General features: G+C 59.6%; 10 protein-coding genes and 5 pseudogenes. 5 read left to right on the forward strand and 10 right to left on the reverse strand.

The genetic code is table 11. The features are described from left to right. Window positions 1–80: pseudogene (locus ASD52_RS40425) on the reverse strand (DUF1348 domain-containing protein); the annotation flags it as partial. An 858-nt stretch (window positions 81–938) separates the two neighbouring features. After that, window positions 939–1,271, reverse strand: a complete 333-nt coding sequence (locus tag ASD52_RS28345) for a GYD domain-containing protein (protein ID WP_057211180.1) — start codon at window positions 1,269–1,271, stop codon at window positions 939–941. A 632-nt stretch (window positions 1,272–1,903) separates the two neighbouring features. Here ASD52_RS28345 and ASD52_RS28355 point away from each other — a divergent pair. After that, window positions 1,904–3,135 (forward strand): annotated as a pseudogene (locus tag ASD52_RS28355) (NAD(P)/FAD-dependent oxidoreductase). Window positions 3,136–3,223: 88 nt separating this feature from the next. Here ASD52_RS28355 and ASD52_RS38915 read toward each other — a convergent pair. Continuing rightward, window positions 3,224–3,370, reverse strand: a complete 147-nt coding sequence (locus tag ASD52_RS38915) for a hypothetical protein (RefSeq protein WP_156407922.1) — start codon at window positions 3,368–3,370, stop codon at window positions 3,224–3,226. A 43-nt stretch (window positions 3,371–3,413) separates the two neighbouring features. Between ASD52_RS38915 and ASD52_RS37935 the strand changes: the two are divergent. Next, window positions 3,414–3,673: pseudogene (locus tag ASD52_RS37935) on the forward strand (nucleotidyltransferase); the annotation flags it as partial. A 425-nt stretch (window positions 3,674–4,098) separates the two neighbouring features. On the opposite strand, the gene ASD52_RS28360 reads toward ASD52_RS37935, so the two are convergent. From ASD52_RS28360 to ASD52_RS28370, 3 genes and pseudogenes are all read right to left on the reverse strand, one after another. Beyond that, window positions 4,099–4,386 (reverse strand): XapX domain-containing protein, encoded by a 288-nt coding sequence (locus tag ASD52_RS28360; protein ID WP_057226352.1) that lies wholly within the window; start codon window positions 4,384–4,386, stop codon window positions 4,099–4,101. 73 nt (window positions 4,387–4,459) lie between these two features. Further along, a pseudogene (locus tag ASD52_RS28365) lies at window positions 4,460–5,031 on the reverse strand (isochorismatase family protein). A 135-nt stretch (window positions 5,032–5,166) separates the two neighbouring features. Then, complete coding sequence (locus tag ASD52_RS28370; protein ID WP_025429594.1) at window positions 5,167–6,099, reverse strand: VOC family protein; 933 nt, start codon at window positions 6,097–6,099, stop codon at window positions 5,167–5,169. A 120-nt stretch (window positions 6,100–6,219) separates the two neighbouring features. Between ASD52_RS28370 and ASD52_RS28375 the strand changes: the two genes are divergently transcribed. Continuing rightward, on the forward strand, window positions 6,220–7,119 hold the full coding sequence (locus ASD52_RS28375; RefSeq protein WP_057211067.1) for a LysR family transcriptional regulator: 900 nt from the start codon (window positions 6,220–6,222) through the stop codon (window positions 7,117–7,119). A gap of 114 nt (window positions 7,120–7,233) precedes the next feature. Here the strand turns inward: ASD52_RS28375 and ASD52_RS28380 are convergent, their stop codons facing one another. Continuing rightward, window positions 7,234–8,217, reverse strand: a complete 984-nt coding sequence (locus ASD52_RS28380) for an alpha/beta hydrolase (protein ID WP_057211069.1) — start codon at window positions 8,215–8,217, stop codon at window positions 7,234–7,236. Between the two features lie 191 nt (window positions 8,218–8,408). After that, complete coding sequence (locus ASD52_RS28385; protein ID WP_057226354.1) at window positions 8,409–9,596, reverse strand: MFS transporter; 1,188 nt, start codon at window positions 9,594–9,596, stop codon at window positions 8,409–8,411. 103 nt (window positions 9,597–9,699) lie between these two features. Between ASD52_RS28385 and ASD52_RS28390 the strand changes: the two genes are divergently transcribed. Further along, window positions 9,700–10,590 (forward strand): LysR family transcriptional regulator, encoded by an 891-nt coding sequence (locus tag ASD52_RS28390; protein ID WP_057211074.1) that lies wholly within the window; start codon window positions 9,700–9,702, stop codon window positions 10,588–10,590. 340 nt (window positions 10,591–10,930) lie between these two features. Here the strand turns inward: ASD52_RS28390 and ASD52_RS28395 are convergent, their stop codons facing one another. Further along, complete coding sequence (locus ASD52_RS28395) at window positions 10,931–13,099, reverse strand: OmpA family protein (RefSeq protein ID WP_057226356.1); 2,169 nt, start codon at window positions 13,097–13,099, stop codon at window positions 10,931–10,933. Window positions 13,100–13,815: 716 nt separating this feature from the next. Here ASD52_RS28395 and ASD52_RS40430 point away from each other — a divergent pair. Then, window positions 13,816–14,487 (forward strand): annotated as a pseudogene (locus tag ASD52_RS40430) (septal ring lytic transglycosylase RlpA family protein); the annotation flags it as partial. A 398-nt stretch (window positions 14,488–14,885) separates the two neighbouring features. Here the strand turns inward: ASD52_RS40430 and ASD52_RS28405 are convergent. Continuing rightward, window positions 14,886–15,671, reverse strand: a 786-nt coding sequence (locus ASD52_RS28405) for a Gfo/Idh/MocA family oxidoreductase (protein WP_244497536.1), incomplete at its 5' end; no start/stop codon positions are given.

Genomic DNA, 15,671 nt, shown 5'->3' on the forward strand with positions numbered 1-15,671 from the left:
CATCCGTCCTCTGCAGCTCGGACTTTGGCCGCTGCCGATTCGCGGGTGAAAGGGGGCAGTGGTGGGCGTTGTTCAGTCATGGTCATGATCTCCAGATCTCTTTCACTGTACCGATCGGTAAACAGTGTGTCAATCGGTACATGTGACTGAGTGCAGCGTCAACGGTCAACGCTGGGCGCTGGCCGTTTTTGCCGTGCGAATTGAAAGGTTGCGCCGTAGACTGCCGGGTCCGCGTCACGCCGAGAGCTGCGATCTTAGCTGTTGTGGCCAGGCCGGTTGCTAGATGTTTGTCCGCTCAGTGCATGAGTTCACGAAAGACTGTCTCAAGCTCGACGTCTGAGGCCGCCACCACCGCGTAATAAAGCATCTTTGTCTCGCTCTCGGTGGTCTCGGCTGGCCAAAGAACTCGCTCGGCGATCGACCGCTTTCGCTTCATGAGACGCTGCAGCAGACAATCGAAGGATCCAGCGCCAAGCCGTGTGTGCGACAGATCGGGGATAGCGACATCAGTTCAAAAACAGGTAGGCACAGATTTCGGACGAGCCCGGAGACATACCTCCTGTCCCGCGCGTCGTCGCCTCTCATCACCGCCCTGCGCTATATCACTGCTGGTCAGTGGGCGGTCGCTTACGCGCAGCTCAGAAGGATCGTGCGTATCAGCTCTCCGCATCCGAAGATGACATCCAGGGGGCGACTGATGGCGATAAGGGTGCATGGCTTCGATAATCCGCTCCCTGTCCGGGCGGAACATGCGAATATGGCTAGGGCGTGCCAGTCACCATCGCGAGCGAGCACGTGAACGTTGTCGCCAAGTACAAAACACCAAAGCGCGGCAATGTACTGTGGCGGGGAGGAACGTGCGTCTACATTGGGGAAAATGCACCTCGTTTCTGGCAGCGGAGGTTCCGCTGCCAAAAACGTTTCAACCAGCGGCCTGCTTATTTTGCTGGGGGCCCATAGGAAGATGCGATTTTGCCCGCCTTCTCTTGCGCAGCCTGGAATTCCGCGCCCGTGTAGGCTCGCACGGTTTTTACATTCGATACAGCTCCCGATGCGCTGACAACGAGAAGTGCGGGGACCACGTCAGCGCCATCGTCGAATTCCGTGATTGCCATCCAGTCGGTTTCACCCGTCGTAACGTAGAAAGAATGCAGTTTCCCGCCCGCTGCTTCCATGATGCCACGGGCCGCCTTTTCTCGGTCCGATGGACTGTCAATCATTCCCTTCGCTGACGTGGTTGTATAGCACCCTGTGGTTATGAACAGTGGCATGACATCCTCCCTCAACTGGGCAGATCGGGTGACCTGCCATACTCAATATCTCAAAAAACTTGGCGTTAGACGAGCGTTGAGCTGCAGAGCGCTAGATTGGTCACGCACAATTCGGCGACGCACAGTGAGCATGATCGCCACCGCGGCGGGCCTTGAAATGACGGCACTACCAGCCGTCGCATCCGAAGCGGTTGCACGTTAAGGCGTTGGACCGTTTAGCAGGGATTCCCCTGGCATATAGCGTCCTGCCACCGAAGTTCCAAATCGAGCGAAGCGTGTTGTTCGAGGGCGCATCGACAGCGATTTCGAGGGCCTCATCGATCATCTCATCCGACAGCTCTGCCAGGCAGTGAAACTTCTTTCCTTGCTGAGGGCGTAGCCTCGGGTCTGCTCCCAGGAACGAGCATGGGATAACGGCGCGCTTTCCCGCATTCAGTCGTTGAGACTTGGGGATGCTGCTGGCCTGCGGGCACACAAACGAACAACGCCTTTCTCCTTAGAGTTGATCGAATCCATGTTACCGTCATCCAGGACCAGGCAGATGGCGGCACCGCCAGCAGGTCCGCCTGAACGTTGATCCGGGGCCGTCGCGCTTCGATTCCTACGATGCCGTCTTGTTGGGAGGATGTGCCATGGCGGGGATACTTGACGTGGTTGTCGTCGGAGCGGGCTCGGCCGGGCTTGGGATCAGTTATTTACTCAAGCAGCAAGGTCGCGATCATCAGGTGCTTGAGCGAGGCTGCATCGGAGAAACCTGGCGGACCCAGCGCTGGGATTCCTTCCGTCTGAACTCGCCTAACATTCGCTCGCTGCTGCCCGGTGATTCCCATGACGTGCCTGATCCCTGGGGTGCCAGCACACAGCATCAATTTGTCGCTTATCTCGAGAAGTATGTTGAGCGGCACCAATTGCCGGTGATAACCGGGACTCCAGCAGAGGAACTGTCCCGAGATGACGAACTCTTTCTTGTGACGACACCGCGTGGTGTCTTTCAGGCCCGCAACGTCGTCGTCGCGAGCGGTAGCCTGAACTGTCCGAAACGGTCGCCTGAGTCGGCGGAACTGCCGGCAACGGTCCGCCAACTCGATTCCTCGGCCTATCGCAATGCAGCCGAGTTGGAACAAGGTGCTGTTCTTGTAGTCGGCAGCGGTCAATCGGGCGACCAGATTGCCGAGGACTTGGCACTCGCGGGACGCTCGGTCTTTCTGGCGACGAGCCGAGTCGGCCGTCTGGTCCGCTATTATCGCGGCGGCGACATCTTCAATTGGATGACCCTGTCCGGCTATTTCGACGTACCGCGCAGGGAAATCATCCTGCCATCGGGGAAGCTGCCGCCGCGAGGCTTGCTTGGTACCACCCACACCATCAGCCTGCAATCGCTGAGCGCCCAGGGGGTCGTGTTGCTCGGTCGCTTCTTGGGTATGACGAATGGCAGCCTGGTATTCGGCGACAACCTGGATGAGCACATGCGTTTTGCCGACGAGAGCTCAGCCAACGTCAAGCGCCTTATTGACGCTTACATCGGGCGCGCCGGGCTGAACGCGCCGCCTGCCGAGGATGATCCTGCCGAGGTGATCGCCCCACGCCTCGCCGATCCACCGATCCGCTCAATCGAATTGGCGACGAGCGGCATAGCGTCGGTAATCTGGGCACAGGCTTCAGAGGCGATTTCCGGTGGATCAAAGTCCCGGACACCATCGACGACGACGGCCAGCCTATTCACGAGGAGGGGATCGGATTCGTTCCCGGACTGTATTTTTCCGGCCTCGATTTTGCCTCGACTCGGAAGTCGGGAGTTATACCTGGGGTTGCTGAGGAAGCAGCACGGTTGGTGAACCATCTCGCCAAGAGATCGGCGAGTTAATTCGATTGGTTAGCATCTGCATGGCAAGCGTCGTTACAGGGGCCCTTGTGAAGGGGTGGGCCCCTCCTCGGAACGCCGTGTTGGAGTTTCAGAACTCCGGCGAGACCGACCGAACCTCTCTCAAGTAGCGCTCGATGGGCGCGAGCCACCTGGCGATCGATGTATTGTTTGCCGGGACGTACATCATTGCGCTGCTGTCTATCAGCCCGTTTCTCACCGCAATTGTCCTGGTCATGTTGACCGCTCCAAAATGATCGCGGTCGGGGCAATGGGTCCCTTTGGCTGAGGGTCAGGATGTGCGCCTGACGGACGCCTGACCTCGGGATCAACATCGCAGTCATGGTTCAACACGCTGAATGAGGCGTATGTGAAAGCCCGCTACTCGGGACACTACGAGATCAGCGAGGAGGCAATGGCATGGCTGACCGCTCGAACTTCCGTTCTCTACGATCCGGTCAAAACAATCTGCGCGGAACACCTCGCTAAGCTCGAACGGGCGGACAATTCAACCTTGCTGCGCGAAAAGGGTAGTTCCTGAAACTCCGTCTCCGTCACCGCAATTTGCCCTCTCCTCCGTCACCGCGCGATAAAAGGTGATCCCTCGCGGCGGCTTCTAATTGAACTGGTGGAAAGCTTTTCATGGAGAGGCCAAAGTCGGAATGCCTGTGGTTGCGAACGACATACCCGCAATTCAATTCACCTGAGATCAGCGACCCGAGGGGCCGTAGCCGTCCAGATGCCAGCGACGTCGCGATAGGCCCTCGTCTTCAGGTTCCCCTCTGCCTGACAGGCTCGCTGCGTTGCGGAGCCGGCAGCAAACTACAGTGGGGCCGCGCTCGACATCGAGGACGGCAAAGTCGTAGCGACCTATCTCGGCCATCGCGCCGTTTGGTGAGCGGTCCCTGGATATTGGGCAATGGCTAGGTGTCGCCGCGAACCGCAATGCTACTCTCCTCTTGGCGGTCAGCTATCAGACTTGACCTGGACCTGACGAGCCGCAGCGAGGTCATTTTGGTTCCCACCCTTCGGCATATGACCGAACATTTGCGGCTTGATCTGGTTGATCCAGGAAACGGCGGCGGGCTCCTTGCTCCACAGCGTTCTGGCAAAAGGCACAAGCTGCTCGCCAACGAGGATGCCAAGAAGGCCAACCAGGGCGACAACCGGCGGGGCCGGCGAACGCACATTGAGGAGGCTATAGACAATGCCGACCAGCAAGCCGGCACCGATGGACATGAGATAGAGTTTCATGGAATTCGTCCTCGCTGAGATGAGATTGCCGCTCCGACGGGCTTGTCCTGGCGGAGCGGCTGTTCTTGCTGGGTTACTTTGCCGGGTTCGGGCCAATCCGCTTGCCGTGCGTGACGCGTTCAGCGGCCTTGTGGACCATGGTGTAGGCATAATCGATGCCCATGCCGTAGGCGCCGGAATGCTCCTTCAACAGCGTGGTGACGGCGTCATAGGTTTCCTTCCGCGCCCAGTCGCGCTGCCACTCAAGGAGGACCTGCTGCCAGGTCACCGGAATGACGCCGGCTTGAACCATGCGGTCCATTGCGTACCTGACACGACAATCTTCTTGCGGCCGTTGGCAGCATTCTTCGCCAGCGCATCGCGGACGTTCTGATCGTCCCAGGAGTTCATCGAAGTGCGCTCGAGGATGTCGTTTTCCGGGAAGACGGCGAGCAGTTCGGGATAGGTGTGGCCGGAGAAGGATTCGGTCTCGACGGTGGTGATCGTCGTCGGAATATCGAAGACCTTGGCGGCCTTGGCGAGGCCCACGACGTTGTTCTTCAGCACTTGCCGATCGATCGACTGGACACCGAATGCCATCTGCGGCTGCTGGTCGATGAAAATGAGCTGGCTGTTGACGGGGGTCAGGACTTCGAGCTTGGACATTTTAGTTCTCCCTTTGATGTCTGGTGCGGTGTGGCGTTTGAAATTGATAAGCCTTCGGCGGTCGACTGCCTGGCTCAGGCAGCCGTCTCGAAAGTGAAGATGTGTGTTGATCAGGGGACCGGTTCAGATCGGATCCTATGCGGCAAGCGGAACCAGGTTTTCTTCGATCTGGTCACGGAAGGCTTCATATCGGTTCGGAAGCTTGAGCGCTTCGCCGAGATGTGCGGTGTCTTCATCACGATCGAAGCCGGGCTCGTTGGTCGCAATTTCGAACAGGATCCCACCCGGGGTCCGGAAATAGATCGCCCAGAAGTAATCTCGGTCGATGACCGGAGTCACCTGGTAGCCGGTATCCATCAGCGCCTTGCGCACTTCGAGCTGCTTCTCGCGGTTGTCGACGGCAAAGGCAATATGGTGGACCGAGCCGGCACCTTGGCGGGCAAACGGTGTTTTCGGAAGCGCTGCTAGATCGATCGTATCGGCACCGTTGCCGCCAGGGATGATAAAGCGGGTCACGTCGCCTTCGGTCTCGGCACGCTGGTAGCCCATGAAACCAAGCAGTTCCTCCGTGGCCGCCGTATCATGCAGGTTGAAGCGGGCGCCGGCAAAGCCGCGAATGGCCGTCTGGTCTGAGATGCCCTCCGCGATCCAGGGGGCACGGGTGTCATCGGCCGTTTCGACCAGGGCGAGCCCGTCGCCATCAGGTCCGATGAAACGGAGGCGGTTGGCGCCGAACGCTGCGTCTGTTTCCAATCCACCGACGCCCTTGGCAACTAGGCGATCCTTCCAGAAGCCGAGCGAGCCCTTGGGGATGGAGAACTGGGTCTCGCCCACCTCGCCCACACCTGGGCGGCCAATCATCATATTCTGGAACGGAAAGTAGGTCATGACCGTGCCGGGCGTCCCGTTCTCGTCACCATAATAGAGGTGATAGACACTGGGATCGTCGAAGTTGACGGTCTTCTTCACGCGGCGCAGTCCGAGGGCGTCGGTGAAAAACTTGTTGTTTTCGCGCGCATCCGACGCCATCGAGGTAACGTGATGCAGTCCCTTGATATCCTTGATCATGGCCGGTGCCTTTCTTCGTTGGCTTTGTCCGTTTCGATGGAGAAAGATGTAACCGGGTTGATGGATTCGCGGAATTGCAATATTTCTTCCGATTGAATTGCTATTTTTGAAATAATCGAGATGAACGACTACAAAGCCCTCCGAACCTTCCTACTCGCCGCCGAAAAACGTAACTTCGCTCAGGTCGCCCGCGAACTTGACATGACGCCGGCAGCCGTGACCCGTGCCATCGCTGCGCTGGAGGCCGAACTTGGCGTGCAGCTCTTCGTGCGCACGACAAGGCAGGTTTCGCTGACAACTGACGGAGCGATTTTCGCCGCGCAGATCCAGCCGGCCGTGAAGACGCTTGAAGATGCACGGCGGGATGTCATGAATGCGCACAAGGCTGATCAGGGACGGTTGCGCATCAGCGCGCCGACCTGGTTCGGCAAGGCCGTGCTCCCGCCGATCCTATCGGGCTTCAGGGAGCTCTATCCAAAAATGAGCTTTGAAATCTCGCTATCTGACGGTCTGGTGAACATCGTCGACGACGACTACGACCTTGCGATCCGCATTTCCTCGCAGCCATCGGATAAGTTCACCATCTGGCGCAAGATCCGGGTCGTGCCGCGCATTCTCGTTGCCGCACCCGGAAGCCGGTTTGTCGATATACAGCATCCCAGCGAACTGACGCCCGACGATTGCCTCGCCTATAGCGGCGAAAGCCGGCGGGAAAACTGGGTTTTGTCGGACGGCGGATCGAGCATAACGATCTCGGCGGGCCGGGCGTTCAGTGCCAACAACGGTGAGGTTCTGGCTGACATGGCAGCTGATGGTGCCGGAGTGGCGATGCTGCCTGGATTTCATGTCTCGGAACATTTGAAAACAGGCCGCTTGGTTCACGTCCTGCGTGGATGGGCGCCGCCCGATCTGTGGCTGACGCTTTATTACCCGCCCTATCAGGCATTGCCGCCCCGCATTGCGTCTTTCTCGAAATTCTTCGAGGAGCAGGCGGCAGGTCAGATGGTGATGCTAGACTGAGGTATGGGTTCATGACCCCGCGTGCGAGGCCCCTCGCAGTATGGAATCTGACGCGTTTTATAGGATTAAGTGGGTGCGGCCGCGGCAAGTTTTGCCGCGGCCGCAACTTCTACATCATGACAGAACGAAGGCGAGAAGGTCAGCGTTCAAGACGTCGGCATTCACGGTCAGCATGCCGTGCGAGAAGCCCGGATAGGTCTTGAGCGTGCCGTTCTTCAGAAGCTTGACCGCCTTCAGCGCCGAGTCAGCGATCGGTACGATCTGGTCGTCCTCGCCATGCAGGACGAGAGTCGGAACAGTGATCGCCTTCAAGTCCTCGGTCTGATCGGTCTCGGAGAAAGCCTTGATGCCGTCGTAATGAGCCTTCGCGCCACCCATCATCCCCTGACGCCACCAATTCTGGATCACGCCTTCCTGGACTTTCGCACCGTCACGGTTGAAGCCATAGAAGGGACCGGCCGGGACGTCGCGGAAGAACTGCGCGCGGTTAGCGGCGAGCGCCGAGCGGAAGCCGTCGAACACTTCCATCGGCAGGCCTTCAGGATTGATTTCAGTCTTCAGCATCAGCGGCGGAACGGCGGAGACGAGGATGGCCTTGGCGACGCGGCCGGATGGTTCGCCATGCTTTGCGACATAGCGGGCGACTTCGCCGCCACCGGTGGAGTGGCCGATATGAACGGCGTTCTTCAGGTCGAGGGCTTCGACGACCGCAAAGGCGTCTGCGGCGTAATGATCCATATCGTGACCGTCGGAAACCTGCGCCGAACGGCCGTGGCCCCGGCGGTCATGGGCAACGACGCGGTAGCCGTTGGCGAGGAAGAACAGCATCTGGGCATCCCAATCGTCCGACGACAGCGGCCAGCCGTGGTGGAATACGATCGGCTGCGCATCCTTCGGGCCCCAGTCCTTGTAGAAGATTTCGACGCCGTCCTTGGTGGTGATGGTGCTCATTGCATTGTCCCCTTCGATTGAGTTGGCGGTGGAAGCAGCAGCGTTGCCTGCAAAGCTGAATGATGTGGAGAGTGCCATGGTGGCGGCGGCAGCCGCTCCGGAAAGCAGCGCGCCGCGGCGCGTCATGGGAAGAAATTTGTCAGTCATATTCGCGCCCTGCGATCTTTGTCTTTTGCCCTCAGCGACGCTGTGTTCGTCTGACGAAGGGAAATTGCCACCAATCCGGAGTGACAACAATTGCAGCAATCGTTTCGATTCCATTGCATCCTTTGAAATAATATGGAGGGCGATGAGCACCATCCTCCCGCGTTGATGCTCGCACAACGTTGATTTTGATCTTACAATTGAGGTGAGCGACCAAGCGCTTTTACGGCCAAAGCGAGTAGCGGCAAGACACCGCCCACGAGGCTCACACCGAGCCAAGAGCCATTTTGCCAGGCAACTGAAGCAAGTGCCGATCCCGTCGCGCCGCCAAGAAACATTCCAGTCATGAAGATCGTGTTCAGGCGGCTTCGTGCATCCGGATTGAGTGCATATATAATGTGTTGATTGGAGACCAATGCGCCCTGAATGCCGAAGTCGAGGACGATGACGCCCATGATGAGAGCCACGATCGAAGCCCATGCTCCAAAGATAATCCAGGACACGACAGTCAAGGCCGCGCCAAGCCAAACAACGAAATGCGGTCCACGCTTGTCGGCAATGTGACCCGCTACCGGAGCAGCGAAAACGCCGACCGCTCCCACGATACCGAAAAGCCCGGCAATATCGGCACCAAGGCCGAAGCTCGGGCCCTGAAGATATAGCGCAAGTATGGTCCAGAACGCGGTGAACGAAGCGAAGAGGGCGGCTTGTACGAGGGTCGCTGTCCGAAGAGATGGCTCATGTGTCCAGAGGTGCCCCAGCGATTTGATCGCGTTGCGGTAATGCAAACGAGACGTGGGAGCATGATCTGGAAGCGTCGCGAACATCATCGCGGCGGCCACCAAGGCCATCGGCACGCCAATCCAGAACATCTCGCGCCAGCCGGCATGTTCGCCGACAAAACCAGATAGGGTTCGGCTGAACAAAATGCCCGACAGGACGCCCGCCATCACGGTTCCGATGGTCGCCCCGCGCTTGTCAGCAGGTGCCAATGAAGCCGCGAAGGGAACGATCTGTTGCGCTACCGTCGAGCTTGCTCCAACCAGAAGGGAACTAGCGACCAATATCCACGCGGACGAGGAAACAGCGGCTAGGGACAGGGCGATGGCAAGGATCAGAAACTGTCCAATGATGAGCTTGCGTCGGTGGACCAGATCGCCAAGAGGCAGAAGAAGGAAGAGACCGAGAGCGTATCCCAACTGGGTGGCGGTCGGTACTAGAGCGGTTGCGGACTGGCCGGGAAAATCGGCCTCGATGATGCCTAGCATCGGCTGATTGTAATAGATGTTGGCGACAGCGATGCCGCTGGCGGTGGCCATGGCGAGCAAGCCAACTCTACTCAATCCCGTAGGCGTTTTTGCATTCACGGTCGTGATTGTCATTTCCGGAGCCTTTCAAGCTATGAGATCGCGACAGATGTAGCTTTGCATCGCCTTCCGTTGTAGTATTGGCTAATGTTGAGCCTGTTTATCGAAACCCGTTATAATGAACACTGACGACATCGAGGTCTTCGTGGGCGCTGTTTCTTCCGGAAGCATATCCGAGGCAGGGCGCCGTCTTGGTTTAATGCCGATGGCGGCGACACGGCGCCTCTCCGCGCTGGAAGCAACGCTTGGCGTGCGTTTGCTTCACCGGACGACTCGGTCACTGTCGCTGACGCCCGAAGGTGAAACTTTCCTTCCGTACGCTCAGGCCATCATTGAAAATGAACATCAAGGCCGCGCACAGGTTCGCGCGGACACGCTTGGCGCAGCGGGGCTTCTTCGCGTCTCGGTGCCAATCGTATTTGGCGTGAAGATTGTGACTCCGCTGGTCCCAGCTATCCTTGCGGCTAATCCAGAACTGCAGATTGCCCTGGATATGAATGACCGCCTGCCTGACCTGACGGCTACCGGAACCGATTTGGCAATCCGCATCGCGCGTCTAAAGGACAGCAGCCTGATCGCACAAAAACTTGCGGATAACCCACGAACGCTTGTTGCCTCGCCGGGCTATCTTGAGCGGCGTGGGATGCCGCGTTCCATCGATGACCTCGCTCACCATGATTGCCTTCCTATGACAGGAGTCACGCATTGGACTTTCGTCGCCAGTGGCTCCGAAACCCATGTTCGCATAGGCTCTCGGTTTTCTTCGAGCAGCATCGCTGGATGCCAATCTGCTTGTGTCGCCGGGGCTGGGATCACCCTGCTTTCCGAATGGGCGATCGCCGATGACGTACTCGAAGGGCGGCTGCAGCGCGTGGTCCTCGATGACGCCACTCCTGAAGAAATTGGGATCTGGGCAGTCTACCCGACCACCAGGAACGTCCTGCCCAAAGTGCGCGTGTTCGTCTCCGCTCTGAGCCTTGCATTGCAGTCGGAGACCAATGCTCGTTAGAGCGTGTGACGGAACGAAGCGGCCTTTTCTTTGTGCGCCACAGAGCTCTCTGCCAACGGCGGTCGACGCACGCAAATCTCAACTGGTTCTGCAGGCGAGTTGCCCCAACACGTCGAATTCAGGACAGCAAGCCTTCGGGATTCAACACTAACCGCTGTCGTTTTCGTCGATGCCTTCCGCAGCGCCGGGACTAATCCAGATGCTATGCGTTTTGAGAAAATACCGCTGGAACACGCCACAATCTCCAAGGTCTCAGTGACAACAAAAGCCGCTGAGACCTTCTTTCGAGGCAGTTAGCTCTCGTGAAGAGCCTTCGATGTCATGGCGCGTCAGATTTCCGTTACCGCTGGGCGACCGGGCGCACCAGCGGCGTCACGCGGCGGATGGTCACGCGGCGGTTCTCCTCCTCGGGCTCTTGCGTGCGGATCTTCAGGAAGCGCTCACCATAGCCTTGGGTGACCAGGTTTTCCGCCGGGATGCCATAGACCTCGGTCAGGAGGACTGCGACGGACTCGGCACGCTCATCGGAGAGTACCAGGTTCGAGCGGTCGGAACCGACAGCGTCCGTGTGCCCCTCGATGAAGAAGGTCTCACCGGGATCCTTGTCGAGAACCTTCTGCATCGCGTCCGCAACCTTGCGCAGTGTCTTGGCCTGCGACATCGACACTTCGGCACTAGCCGTCACGAAGTGGATCGTATCGAGATCGATGCGCCGGACCTTGTCACGGAGACGGGCCGAATTGCGGACCTCATCGATCGTATAGACCCGTTCGACGCGTTCGACCGGTGGCTCGGACAGGAATTGGTAGTAGTCCCGATCCGGTTCCTCCGCGTAATCGACGATGTAGTCGTCGACCGGAATCGCCAGGCGCATCGGCGGCAGGTCGTAGCCGACGTCGACGATCCCCGGACGTCGTTCCTCCTGATATTCCGGCGCGTACATCAGCACATACTCGTTGCCGTCGCTGTCGACGCGCGACCGCTGCAGGATGTTGCCGTACCGGTCGTAGACCGTGACGATGCGATAGCCGCCCGGGCGGACGATCGTTTCACGAACGCGGCCGCGCGCCAACTGATCGTAGTAGGTCTCCTCCGAATCGCGGCGGAGCCTTGGCCGATCGTCGCCACGCACGAAGAACTGGTCGCCGACGCCGAGGACGACGCGATCGTCGATCCTCTCGACCACCTGCACCTCGGTCACATCATTGTTCGTGGTGTTGTTGATCACCGTGTTGTTGATGACCGTGTTATTGACGATGTTCGTCGTCTCCGGGACCGCGAAGATTGGCGCCGCTTCGACGCGTTGGCCTTCTTCCTTGATCGCGGCCTCGATCCTCTGCGGGGCCGCCTGCCGCACTTCGGCTGGAATCTCCGCCTGGGCCGCGGCGTCGTCGGTCGGCGGCGCTATGTTCTGCTCCTGGACGCGCAGCTCTTCGCGCTGCTTGCGCCGAGCCTCGCGCCCCCGGTTGCCACCGGCATTGTCGGCGTCCTTGTCGCTGTCGAGCACAGCCGCGCCGTTATCGACCGGAAGCACTACGGTCTCATCGGTCGCCGCCGGATCCTGTGCTATCTTGCGCTTCTCTTCCTTCGTGCGCCTGTCGACGACGATCGGAGCGGACCTGGCCCGAGGCGCTTCACCCTGGAGCTGCTCCGCCGTTGCGGGTTGTTCGGACCCCGGAACGGGCTGCTGTCCTTCCGCCTGTTGTTTGCGCTTCTTGGGCGCAGGTATCTGCTGCTCCCCGGCCTGCTGTGGGGTGCCTTCCTCTACGGCAGGCTGCTGTTCTTCGACCTGCTCCTTGCGCTTCTTGCGCACAGGAATTTGTTGCTCCTCAGCCTGCTGCGGAGCCCCTTCTTCTACGGCGGGCTGTTGTTCTTCGACCTGCTGCTTGCGCTTCTTGCGCGCAGGAGTTTGTTGCTCCTCAGCCTGCTGCGGAGCGCCTTCCTTTACGGCGGGCTGCTGTTCTTCGGCTTGCTGCTTGCGCTTCTTGCGCACAGGAGTTTGTGGCTCCTCAGCCTGCTGCGGAGCGCCTTCCTCTACGGCGGGCTGCTGTCCGTCCGCCTGCTGCTTGCGCTTCTTACGCACCGGCACCTGCTGTTCCTCGGCCTGCTGCGGTGTGCTTTCCTCTACGGCGGGCTGCTCTTCGGCTTGCTGCTTGCGCTTCTTGCGCACAGGAGTTTGTTGCTCCTCAGCCTGCTGCGGAGCACCTTCCCCTACGGCGGGCTGCTGTTCTTCGGCCTGCTGTTTGCGCTTCTTGCGCACCGGCTCTTCTACCTGTCGCTGCGGCTCTTCGGCCTGCGGTTGTTGCTGTTCTGTCTGCCCTTCCTCGGCGGCATGCTGCTTCTTGCGCTTCTTGAGCAGCAGCAGGTCCTCAGGCGACTGCTGGTCGGCCCCTTCCTGCGCTACCTGAAACGGCGCCATCAGGCTGTCGGCCAGCGCCGGCTGAATCGCGAATGATACGGCGAAAACGGGCAAGGCCACTGTTGCGAAAAGTTTGGATCGAATCGACATGATCTTCCTTCGTCTTGTTGGGAGGTCCCCGCGCCAGTTGCGCGTATCGCCCGCATCAAAGTCGGTCGAGCGGCGTGCCCGCTCGCGCACAATCCCGGGGGGCCATGACCTGCGGTTCCGACTTTTTTGTGTCAGTCAAACACTAGTCCCAACGCCGCAGCTACCGATCGGTTCCGCTTGTAGGCCTATCCCGAACCTGCCGACTTATGCCGAAGAGAGACCCGAAGGCTTGGTGGTCAACAAGCGCGTGCGGGCGATGTCCCGTCCAATTTAAAACCAAACGTCGACCAATTTAAATTCCAAGCCATCCGGTCATCGCCCGCAGCTTGCTAGTTCAGCCGTTCCATCCGACGATCCAGTCCAGCGCCATGCACGGCGACCGCTCGGTGCGCCGAGGTGAGGCGGGCAGGCCTGCTACTGCCCCGGGTCGGCGGTCCGCCGTAGCGTTGTCAGCGGCCAGCCCAAATAGAAGGGTTGCGTATATTCGCGCGCCCTAATGGAACTTTTAGCATCAGGTCCGATTCTACAATTATTCACGGAAGGAGCGAATTAATGGCCCGACCCCAGACTGCAGCAATGCATCGACAAGTGCCTCCGCTGGAATTCCGTCTGTCCCTCGACCCGATGCACAGCGGACTGCGAGCGCCTGGCCGATATGAGCGTTCGTGTCGAGACTTGCGGCAGATGCACGGGTGGCTGTCGCCGGCGTTGGACGGATGGTTATTGATGTAAGGGCGGCTGTCAAAGGCTTGCGATGGCTGGCGATTACGATGGTCTGCGCCAGCTGTGCTACCTGTACATCCACTCAAGCGCCGCACAAGAACCGCAGCAATGGATATACTTCCGAAATTGTACACGGCGTGAAGGCGAGCACGCGGGGCGCCTACGGCAAGAATATTCGCAAGGGTGGTGGCCGCTATATGGTCGGTAAGCCCTATGTGGTCAAAGGCAAGCGTTATTATCCGAAGGAAGACCCGAACTACGACAAGAAGGGTGTCGCTTCTTGGTACAGCCCGGCCTTTCGCGGGCGGCGGACCGCAAACGGCGAAATTTACGATCCGGATCACCTTTCCGCCGCGCATCCGACCCTTCCCTTGCCCAGCTATGTGCGGGTGACCAATCTTGAAAACGGTTCTTCGCTCATCGTGCGCGTCAACGATCGCGGTCCGTTTCATCGGGGTCGCATCATCGACGTTTCCAGCAAGGCAGCCGAACTGCTGGACCTGAAGCCCCGTGGCACGGGCGCCGTTCAGGTGCAGTATGTGGGCCGCGCCCGCCTGGGCGGACAGGATATGCCCTATCTCATGGCCTCCTTTGTGAAGAAAGGTGATCGCTTCCCGGCCGTCAATCCGGAGCCTCAGATTGCAACCGGCCTACTGGTGGCGTCGAAGCAGGCGAAGGGCGACCATTCACGGAGCGACGGTCAGCCCCTCTGGCCGATGTTGCCTGAGATCGGCCACGTTACATTTGAACGGCCGTCCGAATACGCCTGGGCCGGCGGCCTGGGCGGCGATGCAGATGTCAGATGTCAAATATTGCTTGGACAAGGACATTGATGACGGTGCGCGCGACATGTGCGAGATTCAAGTTATCCCTCTGCCGGGTTGGGATCGCGATCGGCGTCTGATCGGTGTGATCTCTATAAGGCGACGCCGCTCTCGTTGTCTTGCGCACCAACAGCGCGTCAACGTGGTAGGATCGGGTCAAGCGGACAACATCAGGGCCAGCAGGTCATAACGTGCCGCACAAACAGGCCGGAGACATGACTGCACCCGACCCGCAAAGCTCAAACATGCCCAAAACCACATTGCCAAACGGGCTTCATCCAGACATGGCGTGACCGCCCGCAGGCGACATCCGGGCGGAAGCGGGCGACCGTCGAGTTAACCGAACGCATGATTGTTGGAGCGCTGGGCATGCACGGCGCCGAGTTCGCGCCTTTCCGCCTCGGTCTCCATCGCCAGATCGAGCACCTTCTGCAGGTTTGCCGCATGGCGGAAGCCGGGCTCGACCGTCTTGGCATCSCCAGATCGAGCACCTTCTGCAGGTTTGCCGCATGGCGGAAGCCGGGCTCGACCGTCTTGGCATCCCGAACCGCGGCGACGAAGCGCTGGTAGTTGGTCGGAACAGTACCGGCACCGACATCACGCCAGGTTGCCGTTTCAACATCCGTGCCGAGGCAGGCGCGAAGCGTCGAGCCATCGGGCGTATGGACAACCTCGATCGCCCCCTTGTCGCCATGCAGCCGCAGCCGCAGCTCGTTGAGATGGCCGGTGGCCCAGCGGCTGGCATGGATCACGCCCATGGCGCCGTTGCTGAACTCGGCCGTCATGACGAAGCTGTCGTTGGCGTCGAGATCATATTCGCCGATCCGGTTTCCCGGCGCCTTGTCGAAGGTCTTCAGCCGCGCGAAGATCCGCTCGGCCTCGGTGCCGGCGCCATAGCCGGCGAAATCGAGGATATGGATGCCGACGTCGCCCAGCACACCGTTCGAGCCGTGTTTGGTCGACAGCCGCCAGAGCCATTGCGATTCCGTCGCCCAGTCGCCCCACGCCTTGGAGACGAGCCAGCT

Origin of the sequence: Ensifer sp. Root142 (assembly GCF_001426785.1) — a bacterium.
In the GTDB taxonomy this organism is placed as follows: Bacteria; Pseudomonadota; Alphaproteobacteria; order Rhizobiales; family Rhizobiaceae; genus Ensifer; species Ensifer canadensis.

Bases quoted from the DNA above. Each gene is read 5' to 3' on its own strand.
- ASD52_RS28345 (WP_057211180.1), bottom strand. From the start codon at position 1,271: ATGCCACTGTTCATAACCACAGGGTGCTATACAACCACGTCAGCGAAG.
- ASD52_RS38915 (WP_156407922.1), bottom strand. From the start codon at position 3,370: ATGACCAGGACAATTGCGGTGAGAAACGGGCTGATAGACAGCAGCGCA.
- ASD52_RS28360 (WP_057226352.1), bottom strand. From the start codon at position 4,386: ATGAAACTCTATCTCATGTCCATCGGTGCCGGCTTGCTGGTCGGCATT.
- ASD52_RS28370 (WP_025429594.1), bottom strand. From the start codon at position 6,099: ATGATCAAGGATATCAAGGGACTGCATCACGTTACCTCGATGGCGTCG.
- ASD52_RS28375 (WP_057211067.1), top strand. From the start codon at position 6,220: ATGAACGACTACAAAGCCCTCCGAACCTTCCTACTCGCCGCCGAAAAA.
- ASD52_RS28380 (WP_057211069.1), bottom strand. From the start codon at position 8,217: ATGACTGACAAATTTCTTCCCATGACGCGCCGCGGCGCGCTGCTTTCC.
- ASD52_RS28385 (WP_057226354.1), bottom strand. From the start codon at position 9,596: ATGACAATCACGACCGTGAATGCAAAAACGCCTACGGGATTGAGTAGA.
- ASD52_RS28390 (WP_057211074.1), top strand. From the start codon at position 9,700: ATGAACACTGACGACATCGAGGTCTTCGTGGGCGCTGTTTCTTCCGGA.
- ASD52_RS28395 (WP_057226356.1), bottom strand. From the start codon at position 13,099: ATGTCGATTCGATCCAAACTTTTCGCAACAGTGGCCTTGCCCGTTTTC.